11 protein-coding genes are annotated in these 14563 nt (G+C 70.0%); 4 read left to right on the top strand and 7 right to left on the bottom strand.

What is annotated here, in order from left to right; translation table 11 throughout:
• Positions 1–58: 58 nt before the first annotated feature.
• The 3 genes from WFQ05_RS16995 to WFQ05_RS16985 form a co-directional block, all read right to left on the bottom strand.
• Complete coding sequence (locus WFQ05_RS16995; RefSeq protein ID WP_337054656.1) at positions 59–1672, bottom strand: alpha/beta hydrolase-fold protein; 1614 nt, start codon at positions 1670–1672, stop codon at positions 59–61.
• A 67-nt stretch (positions 1673–1739) separates the two neighbouring features.
• Positions 1740–3974, bottom strand: coding sequence for a penicillin acylase family protein (locus WFQ05_RS16990; protein WP_337054655.1), 2235 nt, complete (start codon positions 3972–3974; stop codon positions 1740–1742).
• A 187-nt stretch (positions 3975–4161) separates the two neighbouring features.
• Positions 4162–5523 carry a glycoside hydrolase family 16 protein gene (locus WFQ05_RS16985; protein WP_130516743.1) on the bottom strand — a complete coding sequence of 454 codons (1362 nt, stop codon included), beginning with the start codon at positions 5521–5523 and terminating at the stop codon, positions 4162–4164.
• A gap of 318 nt (positions 5524–5841) precedes the next feature.
• Here WFQ05_RS16985 and WFQ05_RS16980 point away from each other — a divergent pair, with 318 nt between their 5' ends.
• Positions 5842–6372 (top strand): DUF2059 domain-containing protein, encoded by a 531-nt coding sequence (locus WFQ05_RS16980; RefSeq protein WP_286575433.1) that lies wholly within the window; start codon positions 5842–5844, stop codon positions 6370–6372.
• 178 nt (positions 6373–6550) lie between these two features.
• Positions 6551–8275 carry a cellulase family glycosylhydrolase gene (locus tag WFQ05_RS16975; protein WP_337054654.1) on the top strand — a complete coding sequence of 575 codons (1725 nt, stop codon included), beginning with the start codon at positions 6551–6553 and terminating at the stop codon, positions 8273–8275.
• Positions 8276–8279: 4 nt separating this feature from the next.
• Here the strand turns inward: WFQ05_RS16975 and WFQ05_RS16970 are convergent, their stop codons facing one another.
• The 3 genes from WFQ05_RS16970 to WFQ05_RS16960 all read right to left on the bottom strand — a co-directional run bounded on the left by WFQ05_RS16970 (position 8280) and on the right by WFQ05_RS16960 (position 11473).
• Positions 8280–9299, bottom strand: a complete 1020-nt coding sequence (locus WFQ05_RS16970) for a purine nucleoside permease (protein ID WP_337054653.1) — start codon at positions 9297–9299, stop codon at positions 8280–8282.
• 52 nt (positions 9300–9351) lie between these two features.
• A complete protein-coding gene (locus WFQ05_RS16965) occupies positions 9352–9822 on the bottom strand; it encodes a DUF1456 family protein (RefSeq protein WP_130516751.1) in 471 nt (156 codons plus the stop codon).
• A 202-nt stretch (positions 9823–10024) separates the two neighbouring features.
• Positions 10025–11473, bottom strand: a complete 1449-nt coding sequence (locus tag WFQ05_RS16960) for a GGDEF domain-containing protein (protein WP_337054690.1) — start codon at positions 11471–11473, stop codon at positions 10025–10027.
• Between the two features lie 160 nt (positions 11474–11633).
• On the opposite strand from WFQ05_RS16960, the gene WFQ05_RS16955 reads away from it, so the two are divergent.
• Positions 11634–12614 (top strand): NAD(P)H-quinone oxidoreductase, encoded by a 981-nt coding sequence (locus tag WFQ05_RS16955; RefSeq protein ID WP_337054652.1) that lies wholly within the window; start codon positions 11634–11636, stop codon positions 12612–12614.
• 108 nt (positions 12615–12722) lie between these two features.
• On the top strand, positions 12723–14045 hold the full coding sequence (locus tag WFQ05_RS16950; RefSeq protein WP_337054651.1) for a glycoside hydrolase family 2 TIM barrel-domain containing protein: 1323 nt from the start codon (positions 12723–12725) through the stop codon (positions 14043–14045).
• Here the strand turns inward: WFQ05_RS16950 and WFQ05_RS16945 are convergent.
• Positions 14029–14463 carry a VOC family protein gene (locus tag WFQ05_RS16945; RefSeq protein ID WP_131660405.1) on the bottom strand — a complete coding sequence of 145 codons (435 nt, stop codon included), beginning with the start codon at positions 14461–14463 and terminating at the stop codon, positions 14029–14031. The genes WFQ05_RS16950 and WFQ05_RS16945 overlap by 17 nt on opposite strands.
• Positions 14464–14563: the final 100 nt, after the last annotated feature.

The raw sequence follows: 14563 nt of genomic DNA, 5'->3' as shown, positions 1-14563 counted from the left end.
CGGTGCACCACACCGGCCGCAGCCGGCCGGTGGCGTGCCATCGTCGCGCGCCGGCGGCCTACTGGCCCGGCCGGGCCACCGCGTACATTTCCCGGGTCATCTGCTTGAGCAGGGCGTCCTCGTCGTCGCCGTCCTGGTACAGGTCGAAGTGGGTGCGGCCCTCGCGGAAGCGGACATCGCTCTTGGCATGCAGGCGATCCAGCACCGCCTTGAGCCTGCGTGTCGGGCCGTCCAGGTAGAACGTATCGGCGGTGCCGACGATCACGTGGATCTTGCCGTCCAGGTCGGGCGCCAGCTGCGGCCACTGCGCGGCCAGGCGCGCGGCGATGTCGTAGTGCGCGGTCCAGTACGCGGCGACCTTGGGATCGACCTGGCCGGTGTCGCGGTCGAACAGCGGCATCGGCGCGCCATCGACGCCACGCGGGGAGAACACCGATTCGTACGAGGCCAGCTGCCCGCCGTAGGGACCCAGCACGCGCTCGATCTTGATCAGGTCCTCGGCCGTCGCCACGACCTTGCCCGCCTCGCGCGCCATCGGGGCAACGCTGCCGTCGGGCAGGCGATACATGTTGGCGTTCGGGGCATAGAGATCCACGCCGGTGAAGTCGTGGAAGTCGCTCGGATCCGGCGAGGTCGACCAGGTGCCGCCGAACAGCTTCGGGTAGCGCGTCTGCAGCCACAGCGTGGCCCAGCCGCCGGACGAGTGCCCGGTGAGGAAGCGGCCGGAGGGCTTGCCGTCCATGCGGTACTGCTTTTCCAGCGCCGGGATGAGTTCCTCGGTCAGCGCCGTGCCCCATGGACCGTTGTTGACCGAGTCGGCGAACTCGTGCGTGCCGCTGGGGACGGCCTCTTCCAGATAGACCCAGATCATCGCCGGCATCTGCTGGCGCGCCATGGCGTCCCAAGTGGTCACGATGCTGTCGGCGAAGGCATCGTAGTTGCCGGTGAAGCCGTGGGTCACATAGACGGTGGGATAGCGTGTGGCGGCCTTGGCGTCGTAGCCGGGCGGCACCAGTACGCGGGCGCGCAGCTGGATGTCGCGGCCCCAGAACGCGCTCAGCACCGGGCTGGTCATCGAGGCGTCGAAGCTGTGCGCCTTGGCCTGCGGCAGCGCGGCACGCGCGGCCTCGGGCAGGCGCGGCGACAGCGCCCAGGGGTCGGACGTGTGCGGCACCGTCTGCGCCAGTGACAGGCTGGGCAAGGGCTTGCCCTGGGTCAGCTTCACCGCGGTGACCGCGCTGACCAGATCGCCGCCGCTGCGGCCGGTGTAGTTGTAGCTGTGGTCGACATCCAGCACGGCCTGCACCAGGTAGTCGCCGGACAGGGTGGAGAACGGCGCCGGGAAGGCGATCTGGTCCAGATCCATGTCCACGCTGCCGCCGCCTTCCAGGTGCGTCACTTCCTGCGCGGCGATGAACACCGAATGCGGCGCGGACGGATTGCCGTCGACCGCGGTGATCTGGCCGTTCCTGGACGCGGCCCGCACCGAGGCGGGGTCGCTGGCGAACACCAGCAGCCGGCCCGAGGTCGGCGCCGCGCCGGCCGGCAGGGTGATGTGGACGAAGCGGTGCGGTGCCGGCGTGTCCGCCGCCGCATCGCGCGCCTGCGTGACGGGCGCACAGGCACTGAAGGCCAGCGCCAGCGAGCCGGCGACTGCAAGACGGTGCAGCATGAAGATCCCCCTGGGATTGAAGGTTGCGAGCTTCCAACGAACGCAGTGCAGGCGTGCCGCGCGCGGCTCAGCCCTGCGGCACCTCGGGACGATAACGGCGCTCGGCATGCGCGGCGACATCGGCCTCGGTGAACCACACCGGCCGCAGCCGGCCGGTGGTATGCAGCGGAGCCTGGTCGGCGAAGTGGGGCGAGGCCGGATCGCCGCTTTCCCCGCCCACGCTCACCGCCCAGGCCTGCGGCCCGTCGGCGCCGAAGGCCACCACCGCCACGAAGCTGTTGCCCGAGGTGGTGTAGCGCAGGCGCGTGCCGGGATAGGTGCGCGACTCGGCGCTGGCCAGCGAACCCCAGCGCGAGGTCGTGAACGGCACCGGCAGGCTCGGCTTGGCATCGTCGAAGGTCTGCACGATGGCGCCATCGTTGCGCTGGTAACGGTTGATCTCGCCCCAGGGCACCCGCCAGCGGCCGAAGTCGCGCTGCAGCTGGTCGACCACGGCCTGCAGCACCGCCAGGCGCTGTTCGGGCGTGGCCAGGGTGGCCATCGCATCGACGCCGCCGCGATCGCGTTCGCGCGCCAGCGGGGTGATCTCCTTGAGCAGCGCGTCGGCCCAGGTCACCGCCAGGGTGGTCGGCACCGAGTCCAGCCCCCAGCGACGATCCCAGCCGGCCAGCGCGGCCATGGGGCCGGCGAGGGCGGCCTTGCGCGCATCGCCGTCGGGCAGGCCGGCGTAGTCGTGCTGCAGCAGCGGCAGCAGCGTGTCGAAGGCCGGCAGCCACGGGTCGTAGGCCGCCTCGATCAGCTGCTGCGGGGTGAAGGTCGGCCGCGCGCTGAGCACGGCGATGGCATGCGGCGCGCGCGCGTTCTCGCCGGCCTGGTCCATGTAGCGCGGGAAATCGTTGGCGTTGGGGCTGTCGGCGCCGGCCGCGCTCCACGGCCAGTTGTTGGAGTTGTAGACCCAGCCGTTGCGCGGGTTGACCACCTGCGGCAGCGTGTCCAGCGCATGCAGCCCGTCCCAGGCGGTGGCCGGGTCGCTGCCGTCCACCGGCTTGCGGTAGTCCACGTGCGCATGGCGGATCGGCACGAACTGCGGATGCAGATAGGCCGTGGTGCCATCGGCATCGGCATAGAGCGTGTCGTTGGACGAGTTGGCCTGCAGCGCGGCGACCTTCATGAAGTCGGCGAAGCCGCCCGCCTTGGTGCGCAGGAACGACTGCTGCAGCGCCGCCACCGGCCGGTCCATCATGGCGAAGGCCACCCAGTGCGTGGCGTCCTGCGCGCGCACGATCGGCCCGTGGTGCGTGGCCCAGACGGTGAAGCTGCGCTGCGCCTGGCCGCCGGCCGCGGTGCGGTAGGACAGGGTGACCTGGCGCTGCTGCAGCGGCCGCAGCGTCTGGCCATCCCGGTAGCAGGGGCTGCCGTCGGCGCAGGGCGCCAGCGTCTCGACGAACTCGTCGACGTTGTCCACGCCGCTGCTGGTGTGCATCCAGCCGGCATGACGGTTGAAGCCCTGATAGACGAAGAACTGCCCCCAGGTCACCGCGCCATAGGCGTTCAGCCCCTCGTCGCTGCGCATCTGCAGCTCGGAGCGGAAGAAGTAGCTGGTGTGCGGATTGATCAGCAGCAGCGCGCGGCCGTCGGCGCTGTGCGAGGGCGCGATGGCGATGCCGTTGGAGCCGCTGGGCAGGCGCAGCTGCGGTTCGCGTTCCAGCAGCGTCATCGCCACCGGCTTGCGCTCGTGGAAGGCCTGCAGCTGGCTCAGCGCGATGCGCTCGATGTCGCCGCCGATGCTGCCTTCGCTGAAGCTCAGCGCCATCCACGGCTCGAAGTGGGTCAGCAGCCGCGGCTTCACCTGCGGATGAGCGGCCAGGTAGGCGTTGAGCCCGTCGGCCCAGGCCTGCATCAGCGTCTGCAGCCAGGCCGGGCTGGCCTGGTAGTCGGCCTGCAGTCGCGCCGGATCGTAGTAGAGCCGCTGGCGCAGGTCCTGCCACAGCATCGTCTCGCCTTCGACCTCGGCCAGTCTGCCCAGGTTGACCAGGTAGTTGGTCTCGATGCGGTTGAAGTCGTCCTCGGCCTGCGCGTAGATCATGCCGAACACCGCGTCGGCATCGGTCTTGCCGTGCACGTGGGCGATGCCCCAGGTGTCGCGGGTGATCTCCACCTGCGCGGCATGCTGCTGCCAGCGGGCGCGTTCGCCGGCATCGGGCGCGGCCAGGGCGGTGGACGCCGCCAGCCCCGAAGCGAGCAGGCTGGCGGTGAGGACGAGGGCGTGTCGGGACCTGCGGATCGAGCGGGGCAAGGGCATGGCGGCGGCGTGGTGGGGTGGCCCCGCATCCTAGCGCTCCCACCCCGTCCCGCGCCGCCGCAAGTGAAGCCTCTCAGCCCCCGCACCCTCCCTACCGTCGTTCCCGCGAACGCGGGAACCCATGGACGTTGACCGGAAGACCCAGCACCCAGGCCGTCCCCCCAAGAACGACGGTCAGGTACTCACCCTACGGACTCTGATACACCACATCGTCGATGGCGAAATCCACAGCCGCCGGCGGCGGATCGGACACCACCATGAAGGGCTGCTTCACCGCGGTCAGGTCCAGGTCGTAGAAGGCGCTGAAGGGAATCGTCACCTGGTGCCAGTTGCCGTCGCGCACCAGCCCGTAGCTGTTGCCGCCGTTGACGAAGTCCACCCAGCTGTCGCCGAAGGAGGTGTTGATGCCGATCTTGAAGGTGCCGGTGGCGTTGGTCTTCATCTGGAACCTGAGCGAGCCGCCGGCGTAGTTGCTGAAGTTCTTGAAGCCGCTGCTGATGCCCAGCCCGTACCAGTTGTTGGCCGCCGCGTGATACGACATCACCTGGCTGCCCTCATAGGCCGCCCCGTTGTTGGGCGTCAGGTTGTTCCACAGGTACAGGTCGGTGCCGTTGCCGTAGTCCAGCTGGCCGCTCAGGCCCGCGCGCTCGGAGAACAGGCCGAAGGTGCCGGCCGGGGCGGCGTGGTCCGCGCCGATATACAGCTCCGAGCCGGGCGTGTCCTGGTACAGGCGGATGTAGTCCACCTCCATCTTGCCGGGGATGGGTGCGGTGATGCCGGCCACGTCGTGGATGCCCGGGTAGTTGCCGCCGACGGCCAGGTTGAGCAGCAGGAACTGCTGGGCGTGGAACTCCTGCAGCGAGGCGCCCTGGATGTCGGAGATCGCGAACTCGAAGTACTGCTGCCCGTCGATGGACATGCGGATGTAGTTCGCGTCCCAGGTCAGCCGGTAGGTGTGGAAGTCGTTCTGCAGATCGACCGGGCTGTTGTAGTCGCTGCCGTAGTCGGCCTGCGAGCCGTTGTAGTCCCAGTGCACCGCAGCGCCGACGCGGCGGTTGGCCATGCCGTCGGCGATGGCCTGGGCCGAGCCGGCCTCCATCATGTCGATCTCGCCGCGCGCCGGCCACACGCCGACCGCGCCCAGCATCCAGTAGGCCGGCCACAGGCCGTTGCCCACCTGCGGGATCTTGATCCGCGCTTCCAGCGTGCCGTACTTGAAGTGCATGCGGCCCTCGGTCTTCAACCGCGCCGAGGTGAAGGGCATGCCGCCGAAGTCCTCGCGCCGGGCCTCGATGACCAGATGGCCGTTCTCCACGCGCGCGTTCTCCGGGCGGCTGGTGTAGTACTCCAGTTCGGCATTGCCCCAGCCGCAGTTGCCGATCTGGCAGCCGGTGCCGACGTCATAGGTCCATTTGTTGCCATCGATGGCGGTGCCGTCGAAGTTGTCTTCCCACACCAGCGTCTGGGCCTGCACCGCCGGTGCGTAGCTGGCACACGCGGCGCTGAGGATCACGGCGGACGACACCGCCAGGGCACGGAATGAGCGCATGGTCTATCTCCCTTGGATGATGGCGCGACCGCCTCCGCGGCGGGGCCAGCGCCGACGCTCCTCCGCGTATGACAGCGCTGTCAAAGCCTGTTTTCAGCCATGTGCGAATCCGCGGGCTCTGTCACAGCCACGCGTTCGCGACGCATGAAGAACGGCGTCGTTTTTGCCGAGTCTTGCTGCATGACAACAGCGATGACACATGCAAGTGTTTGAAGTGGAAGCGTTTACTGGCGCTTTGTCCCGGCTCGGCCCTAGCGCAGAATAGGGTTGCGATGTCCGCATCGGGCGGACGTGCGAACCAAGACAGGGACGTCCTGCATGTTGAAGTCCATTTTCGCTGCCGCGCTGCTGTACGCGGTCGCTGTTGCCGCACCCGCCGCAGAAACACCCGCAAGCGAAGCCTCGGTCAGGGAGCTGCTACAGGTCACCGACGTGCGCGCGTTGGTCCAGTCCATGGAAGGCCAGATCCGGGAAACCGTCGGGCAGAACCTGCAGCGTGCGACCCAGGGGCAGGCGCTCAATGACGCGCAGCGCGCCATCATCGACAGGACCGGCAAGAAGATGCTCGATGTCATGATGGAACAAATGCGCTATGACGTCATGGAGCCGGACTACGTCCGCCTCTACATGGAGAGCTTCAGTCAGTCCGATGTCGAGGGGATGCTCGCCTTTTATCGCTCGCCCGCGGGCCAGAGCATGCTGAAGAAGATGCCGGTGTTGATGAAGAATTCGATGGCCTTGATCCAGGAGCGGCTGCAGCTGCTGCTGCCTCGGATCCAGGAGATGCAGGGCGAGATGATCGAACAGCTGCGGGCAGCCAAATCCGGGGATGCGTCCGGCAAGGAATGAGGAGGGTGCGACCCGGCGTGCGCCGCGCATGGTGATGCACGCCATCGGCGCGGCGCGGGCCTGACGGCGCATAGGGCGTGTAGCGGGGCGGGTGGCGGGCCGGATGCTGCATTGCAGGCGACGCCCGCCTCCCGCCCAGCTTAGGCTTGACGGTCCCGAAGCGATGTCCGAGGCCTCCATGCCGTTTTTCCGTGTCTTCGCACTGGCCGCGCTGCTTGCGCTGCTGACCGCTCCTGCCGTCCACGCGCAGCCGCGCGGGTTCCTGCGCGCGCAGGGCACGCAGATCGTCGATGAGGACGGCAAGCCGGTGATCCTGCGCGGCATGGGCCTGGGCGGCTGGATGCTGCAGGAGGGCTACATGCTGGAGCTGCCCAAGTTCGGCGCCCAGCGCGTGATCCGCCAGCACATCGCCGAGTTGATCGGCCAGGACAAGACCCAGGCCTTCTACACCGCGTGGCTGGACCACCACACCACCAAGGCCGACATCGACGCGATGGGGGCGTGGGGCTTCAACTCGATCCGCCTGCCGATGCACTACGCGCTGTACACGCTGCCGGTCGAGGACGAGCCGGTCAAAGGCCGGCAGACCTGGATCGAGGACGGCTTCCGGCGCACCGACGCGCTGATCGCCTGGGCCAAGGCCAATGGCATGGTGGTGATCCTGGACCTGCACGCCGCGCCGGGCGGGCAGGGCAACGACCTCAGCATCGCCGACCGCGACCCGTCCAAGCCCTCGCTGTGGGAGGACCCGGCCGCGCAGGACAAGCTGGTCGCGCTCTGGGAGCAGCTGGCGCGCCGCTACAAGGACGAGCCGGCGGTCGCCGCCTACGACCTGATCAACGAGCCGAACTGGGGCTTCACCGATCGCGCCGACGTGCACGGCTGTAAGGAGACCGGCAACGCGCCGCTGCGCGCGCTGCTCGAACGCACCACGCGCGCGGTCCGCCGCATCGATCCGCGCCACATGATCGTGCTGGAGGGCAACTGCTGGGGCAGCAACTACGCCGGCGTGCTCGATGCGGGCCTGTGGGACGACAACCTGGTGCTGAGCTTCCACAAGTACTGGGACACGCCCGACCGCGCCAGCATCGCCAGGATGCTGGCGTTGCGCGACCGGCATCGGATCCCGCTGTGGCTGGGCGAGACCGGCGAGAACTCCAACGACTGGTACACCCGCACCGTGGCGCTGGCCGAGGGCCAGGGCATCGGCTGGAGCTGGTGGCCGCTGAAGAAGATCCGCTACAACAACCCGCTGCAGATCGTGCCCAATCCCGGCTACGACGCCCTGCTGGCCTACTGGAACGGCACGGGCCCCAAGCCCTCGCCGCAGGCGGCCGAGGCGGCGCTGATGCAGTTGGCCACGCACGATGTGGCCTTCGCCAACAACCTGCAGCATCCCGATGTGGTCGATGCGCTGCTGCGCGCGCCGCATTCGGACCGGGCGCGGCCGTTCAAACCGCACCTCGTCGAGGCCGCCGGCGGGGCCTGGGCCGCCGTGGACTTCGATCTGGGACCGGACGGCGTGGCCTATCACGGCCGCACGCCGGCCAACGAGTCGAGCGAGCCCGGCGGCCTGGTCTGGAATGCGCTGATGGCCTATCGCAACGATGGCGTCGACCTGGGCCGCGATCGCGACGGGCAGCTGCACGTGGCCGGCCTGCAGTCCGGCGAATGGCTGCAGTACACCTTTACCGCTGCCGTTGCCGGCCGCTACGACCTGACGCTGGACATGCAGGGCGCGGGCCAGGTGGCGCTGGTGCTCAACGGCGATGCGCAGCCGCCCGCGCAGGCGGCCGGCGCGTTCCGGGGGCTGGCGCTTCAGCCGGGCACCAACACCTTGCGCATCCGCTCCGAAGGCGCGGCGTTCGACCTGAAGACGCTGCGCTTCACGCCGGCGCGCTGAAGCCTCAGCGCGCCGGCACGCCGTCCTGCCACTGCGGCCAATGCGCGACGATGTGGTCGACCACGCGCGCGCCGACGGCCTCGATGTTGCGCACGGTCTCGGGGAAGCCGCCGGCGGTCTCGCCCGGCGCCGGGTCCAGATGCTGCAGCGTGGTCTCGTGCGGGTTGCCCTGGTCGAAGTTGACCGCGCCGCGCAGGCTGAGGATGCGATCGGTGCCGTGCGTGCGCTGGATCACCAGCGTCAGCGCGGCCGCCTCCATCTCGGTGATGACGTAGTCGTCGGCGCCGTAGAGTTTGGCGATGTACTGCGCCTGCCGCGACAGGCCGGGGCCATGGAAGAAGGTGTCGCCGGTCATGTGCGTGCCGGTGCCCACGAACGGCGCGCGCCGCGCGGCCGCGTCGGGATAGCGCAGGCGATACGCCCGTGCCGCGTCGGAATCGGCCAGCGGCACGCCCTGCGACAGCTGCATCGCCCAGCCCACCAGCGCCGGGTTGAGATGGAACACGCGATAGGCCTCGTAGCCCTTGCGCGGCATGAAGGTCGACGCGCCGGGCGTGTTCTCCTCCGGCGCCCAGCGATGCCCCAGGTCGTAGTCCACCAGCCAGCTGGCCCAGTTGACCTCGCCGATGGTGCCGCGCTGCGGCGGCGTGCCGCCGACGCCGGTCAGCAGGTAATAGCTATGGGAGAAGTCGAACGCGGGATTGAGCAGGATCGCCTGCATCGAGGCGGCGCTGTTGACCTTGCCCATGCCCAGCACCGCCCCGCACACGCCCTCGGCGTTGCAGTAGACCGGATTCAGGGCGCCGGGCACGGCGATGGGTTTGGCGTCGGCCCAGTAGCGCTCGTACCAGTGCTGGAACTCGCCGGCGCGGTCGCCGCTGTTGGCGCCGATCTCGAACATCGCCGCCACGAACACCTTGACCTGGATCGGCGCCGGCGTCGCGGCGTTCGCGCAGAGGCTGGTCAGCCCCGCCAGGGCGGTCAGGCAGGGCAACACCACACGGGCGATCAGGGAACGTGGCATCGGCAGGCTCGGACAGGGGAAAGGCGCGCCGGCAGCCCCGGCGCGAGGGCGCTCAGGCGCCGCGCAGGCGCAGGGTCAGGCCCTTGAGGAAGGCGCGCAGCAGCTGGTCGCCGCAGGGGCGGTAGTTCTTGTGGTCCGGCTGGCGGAACAGCGCCGAGAGCTCCGGCTTGGACACCGGGAAGCCGGCGGCCTCGAAGATCGCATGCATGTCCACGTCCTTGAGCTGGAAGGCCACGCGCAGCTTCTTCAGCACCAGGTTGTTGGTCACCCGCGTCTCCACCGGGCGCAGCGGCTGGCTCTCGTCGCGGCCGCGGAACTGCACGATCAGCCCGTCCAGCACGTGCGCCAGCAGCGCATCGCTGCACGGCGCGAAGCCTTCCTCGTCCTCCTTCTTCAGCGCGGCCTGCAGCTGCGCGCGATCGATGGAGAAGGCCGGGTCGGCCAGCTGTGCGATCTCGATGAGTTTGGGCTCGCTCAGATCGAGCATGTAGCGCACGCTGCGCAGGACGTCGTTGGTGATCATGGGTGGGGCTCGGCAGCAACGCCGCGTGTGCGGCAATCGCGCATTTTACGTCCTCGCGCGGACCCGCTCGTCACTCGCCTCGGCCGCGCAACAGCGAGGCCACCCATCCAACCCCCGTCGTTCCGCGAACGCGGGAACCCATGGACGTTCGCACTGAGCGCGGGACGCACCAGCTCCCGGTTCCCCTGGACAACGGCGCCCGTCACCCCTGGCCCGCGGGCACCGGCCCCGAAAGCGGCCCCAGCGCCCGAAACGCCAGGCGGTTGCGCCCGGCCCGCTTGGCGTCGTACAGCGCCGCATCGGTCGCTTCCAGCAGCGGCGCGGGATCCGGGCCCTCGACCTGCCACGTCGCGCCGACCCCGACGCTGACGGTGACGTAGGGCCCGGGCTCGGGCGCGTTCAATCGGCGCTGTTCGACAGCGGCGCGCAGCGCCTCGGCCATGGCCTGGGCGGCCGGCGCATCGGTGGATGGCAGGATCACCGCGAACTCCTCGCCGCCATAGCGCGCCACCACGTCCAGCGCGCGCGTGCAGCCTGCGGCCAGGGTCTGCGCGACCGCGCGCAGATGGGCATCGCCGACCTGGTGGCCGAAGGCGTCGTTGAGGCGCTTGAAGTGATCGATGTCGATCATCAGCAGCGCCAGCGGCTCGCCGGAGCGGCGCGCGCGCTGCCATTCGCGGCTCAGGGCGGCATCGAACTCGCGGCGGTTGGCCAGCCCGGTCAGCGTGTCCACGCGCGCCAGCGCACGCAGCTCCTCGCGTTCGGTCATGGCGCGCAGCTGCAGCAGCACGCTGCGCGCGCCATAGCCCAGCAGCGCGAACACGAAGCCGCCGATCGCCCAGCGCGGATGCCCGCCGACGATCATCGCCGAGGTGACCAGCACGCTGATGGGCAGCAGCAGCGGGCTGCCGGCGCGTACGATCGAGGCCAGCCGCGGCAGCTGCCAGTCGGGACGCGCATCGGGTACCGGGCGCAGCGCCAGCGACACCAGCAGCAGGAACGGCACGTCGATCAGCAGATCCCACAACGCCCCGAACTGGCCGTCCGCGGGTTCGCCGTGGTTGATGTAGGCCGCCACGCCCAGATAGACCCAGGCGAAGGCGGCCTGGCTGCCATGGAAATGGCGCTGGGCCGCGGTGCCGGCGGCCAGCCAGCGCAGCACCGAGAAGACGGCGATGAAGGCGTTCTCCACGTCCAGCATCAGGGCCAGCCGGTCCAGCCCATCCTCGCTGGCGCTGCTCAAGGTGGCGAAGGTGAAGGTGTGGACGAAGAACAGCAGGCCCAGCGCGATCGCCATCAGCGCATCGAGCAGGCGCAGCGGCCACCCTTCGCCCTGATGACTGGCCAGGACGAAGGTGAGCGGCACTCCGTAGAGCACGTACAGCAGGACGCTGGCACCGGAGGTGGACGAGGCGTTGCCCAGTACCGTGGTCTGCAGCATGTTGACGCCCATGCCACCGGCCCACAGCAGCAGGCCGATCGCCAGCGCGATCCAGCCGCTGGCCGCCACGTTGCGTCGGCTGCGCCACAGGCAGGCGGCCGCGGCCAGCAGCGGCGCGCCGAGCAGGAACGCGAACGACACCGCCTCGGCATGGGCGGGTAGTGCCCACATCGCCGCCGCGTGGATCAACAGATATAGCCAGGGCAGCATGCGCACGCCGTCGGGTCCTCCCTTGGCCTCACCATACGCGGCCGCGAGCGCGGCTCACAAGCCGGTGCGCCAGACACGATGCAGCGTCCCATCGCGCAGACGCGCCCGTCGCCGCCGCGGGCTTAGCATGGCCGCCCCCCGAGTCCGCACAGGTGTCTGCATGCCCGATTCCACGATGACCGCCATCGCCATCCGCGACGGCAAGGGCGCGGCCGACGCGCTGCATCCGGTGCAGGTGCCGCGCCCGGTGGCGGGCGAAGGCAAGGTGCTGATCCGCGTGCATGCCGCCGGCATCAACCGGCCGGACCTGCTGCAGCGTCAGGGCCACTATCCGCCGCCGCCCGGCGCGCCGGAGACGCTGGGGCTGGAAGTGGCCGGCGAGGTCGTCACGGGCGCCGGCCGCTGGCAGCCTGGCGATCGCGTGTGTGCGCTGCTGGCCGGCGGCGGCTATGCGCAGTACGTGGCGGTGGACGCGCGTCAGGTGCTGCCGCTGCCGGAAGGCTGCGACTTCGTCCATGCCGCGGCGCTGCCGGAGACGGTGTTCACCGTGTTCGCCAACGTGTTCGAGCATGGCCAGCTCAAGGCCGGCGAACGGCTGCTGCTGCACGGGGCCACCTCGGGCATCGGCGTGATGGCGATCCAGATGGCCAAGGCCGCCGGCGCGCAGGTGCTGGCCACCGCGCGCGGCGCGGACAAGGCCGCGCAGGCCCGCACGCTGGGCGCCGACATCGCGGTGGACACCCGCGCCGGTTCGTTCGTCGAGGCGGCCAAGGCGGCCGGCGGCGTCGATGTGTCCCTGGACATGGTCGGCGCCAGCGTGTTCGCCGACACGCTGGCGGTGCTCAACCCGCGCGGCCGCATCGTCTACATCGCCGCCCAAGGCGGCGGCACGCTGGAAGTGCCGATCATGGAGCTGATGCGACGCCAGGCCGTGCTGACCGGCTCGACCCTGCGCCCGCGCAGCGCGGAAGAGAAGGGCCGCCTGGCGGCCGAGATCGAGCGCCGCGTCTGGCCGTGGATCGCGCAGGGTCAGGTGAAGGTGCTGGTCGACCGCACCTTCCCGCTGGAGCAGGCCGCGCAGGCGCATGCCTATCTCGAAGCCGGCCAGCATCTGGGCAAGGTCGTGCTGACGATGGCGTGATCCGGTCGCCGCTTCGGCCCGCACGCGACGTGGCATCATCGCCATCCCCCACCGATTCGAATGCGCCCACGCTGCATGGCGTGCGGTGCCTGCACTGAGGAGCGGGGCATGCGGGTAGGCAGGGGGTGGGTGTTGGCGCTGTTGCTGGCGAGTGTGCCGCTGGCGCAGGCCCAGGCGCGGGCCGAACGGCCGGCGCAGGTGCGGATCGTCGAGCGGCCGGAAGGCTTCGTGCTGCTGGTGGACGGCCAACCGTTCTACGTCCGCGGCGCCGGCATGCGCGGCGACGCGCGCGAGCAGGATGCGCTGGCCGCGCGCGGTGGCAATGCCTTCCGCACCTGGCAGACCGGCGCCGACACCGCCCGGGTGAAGGCGATGCTGGACCACGCGCAGGCCAAGGGCCTGAAGGTGGCGATGGGCATCGAGGTCGCGCGCGAGCGGCATGGGTTCGATTACGCCGACGCCGGCGCCGTGGAGGCACAGCGCGCGCGCATCCGCGGCGAGGTGCTCGCCTGGAAGGACCATCCCGCCGTGCTGATGTGGGTGGTCGGCAATGAGCTGAACCTGGAATCGACCAACCCGCGCGTCTGGAACGCCGTGGGCGCGCTGGCCGACATGATTCACCGGATCGATCCGAATCATCCGGTGATGACCACCGTGGCGGGCCTGGACAAGCCGCTGGTCGAGGCGATCAAGGCGCGCGCGCCCGCGCTGGACCTGATCGGCATCCAGCTCTACGGCGACCTCGACCGGCTGCCGGAGAAGCTTCGCCAGAGCCAGTGGACCGGCCCTTATCTCGTCACCGAATGGGGACCGACCGGCCATTGGGAGAGCCCGCTCACCGCCTGGGGCGCGCCGATCGAGGACACGTCCACCGACAAGGCGCGGCTGCTGGCGCAGCGCTACCGCCAGGTCATCCAGGCGGACACGCGTCAGGGGCTGGGGTCGTTCGTGTTCCTGTGGGGCCAGAAGCAGGAGCGCACGCCGACCTGGTATGGCCTGTTCCTGCCGGACGGCACCACCACGCCGGCGGTGGATACCTTGCAGTGGCTGTGGACCGGCCACTGGCCGCGCAACCGTGCGCCGTCGATCCAGGCGCCGACGATCGATGGGCAGGGCGCGCGCGCCAGCGTCACCCTGGCGCCGGGCAGCGCGCATACCGCGTCGGCGCCCGCGCAGGATCCCGATGGCGATGCCCTGGACTATCGCTGGACCGTCCTGCGCGAGAGCCAGGCCACCAGTGTCGGCGGCGATCCGGAAACCGTCCCCGCCCAGGTCGATGTGGCCATCAGCGACACGGCCAACGGCGCGATGCGCCTGGTCGCACCGCAGGCGCCCGGCAACTACCGGCTGTTCGTCGAGGTCCGTGATGGCCAGGGACATTCGGCCACCGCCAACCTGCCGTTCCGGGTCGAGCTCACTGCGGAAAAGTGATCCGCACCGCCTCGGCGCTGCGTTCGGCCGGGCCGTGGAAGACCGCCTCGATGTTGTTGCCATCGGGGTCGAGGACGAAGGCCGCGTAATACCCCGGGTGATAAGGCCGCAGCCCGGGCGCGCCGTGGTCGCGGCCGCCGTGGGCCAGGGCGACCTTGTGGAAGGCATCGACCATGGCCGCATCGCGCGCCTGGAAGGCCAGATGATGGCGTCCGGTGAGTTCGCCGGTGGCCGCTGGGCTGTCGGCGCTGGAGACGAACAGCTCGTCCGCCCAGAAGAAGCCCGGCCCGGTGCCGCCGATGGGGATGCCCAGCGCGCCGAGCACGGCGCTGTAGAAGTCCTGGCTGGCATGCAGGTCGCGCACGACCAGATGCAGGTGGTCGATCAGGCGGCCGCGGAAGAGTTCCTGCGTTTCCATGGGAGCGCTCCGGCTGCGGTTGAAGTCGACCCAAGGTTTTAGCACTGCCACCGCGGCGGGCCCGTCACGCCGCTGACGGCCAGGACAGCACCCACCGCGT

The sequence above is a fragment of the Pseudoxanthomonas sp. USHLN014 genome, from assembly GCF_037153335.1.
Lineage (GTDB): Bacteria > Pseudomonadota > Gammaproteobacteria > Xanthomonadales > Xanthomonadaceae > Pseudoxanthomonas_A > Pseudoxanthomonas_A winnipegensis.
This window is presented reverse-complemented; position numbering and strand designations above follow the sequence as displayed.

Bases quoted from the DNA above. Each gene is read 5' to 3' on its own strand.
- WFQ05_RS16995 (WP_337054656.1), bottom strand. From the start codon at position 1,672: ATGCTGCACCGTCTTGCAGTCGCCGGCTCGCTGGCGCTGGCCTTCAGT.
- WFQ05_RS16990 (WP_337054655.1), bottom strand. From the start codon at position 3,974: ATGCCCTTGCCCCGCTCGATCCGCAGGTCCCGACACGCCCTCGTCCTC.
- WFQ05_RS16985 (WP_130516743.1), bottom strand. From the start codon at position 5,523: ATGCGCTCATTCCGTGCCCTGGCGGTGTCGTCCGCCGTGATCCTCAGC.
- WFQ05_RS16980 (WP_286575433.1), top strand. From the start codon at position 5,842: ATGTTGAAGTCCATTTTCGCTGCCGCGCTGCTGTACGCGGTCGCTGTT.
- WFQ05_RS16975 (WP_337054654.1), top strand. From the start codon at position 6,551: ATGCCGTTTTTCCGTGTCTTCGCACTGGCCGCGCTGCTTGCGCTGCTG.
- WFQ05_RS16970 (WP_337054653.1), bottom strand. From the start codon at position 9,299: ATGCCACGTTCCCTGATCGCCCGTGTGGTGTTGCCCTGCCTGACCGCC.
- WFQ05_RS16965 (WP_130516751.1), bottom strand. From the start codon at position 9,822: ATGATCACCAACGACGTCCTGCGCAGCGTGCGCTACATGCTCGATCTG.
- WFQ05_RS16960 (WP_337054690.1), bottom strand. From the start codon at position 11,473: ATGCTGCCCTGGCTATATCTGTTGATCCACGCGGCGGCGATGTGGGCA.
- WFQ05_RS16955 (WP_337054652.1), top strand. From the start codon at position 11,634: ATGCCCGATTCCACGATGACCGCCATCGCCATCCGCGACGGCAAGGGC.
- WFQ05_RS16950 (WP_337054651.1), top strand. From the start codon at position 12,723: ATGCGGGTAGGCAGGGGGTGGGTGTTGGCGCTGTTGCTGGCGAGTGTG.
- WFQ05_RS16945 (WP_131660405.1), bottom strand. From the start codon at position 14,463: ATGGAAACGCAGGAACTCTTCCGCGGCCGCCTGATCGACCACCTGCAT.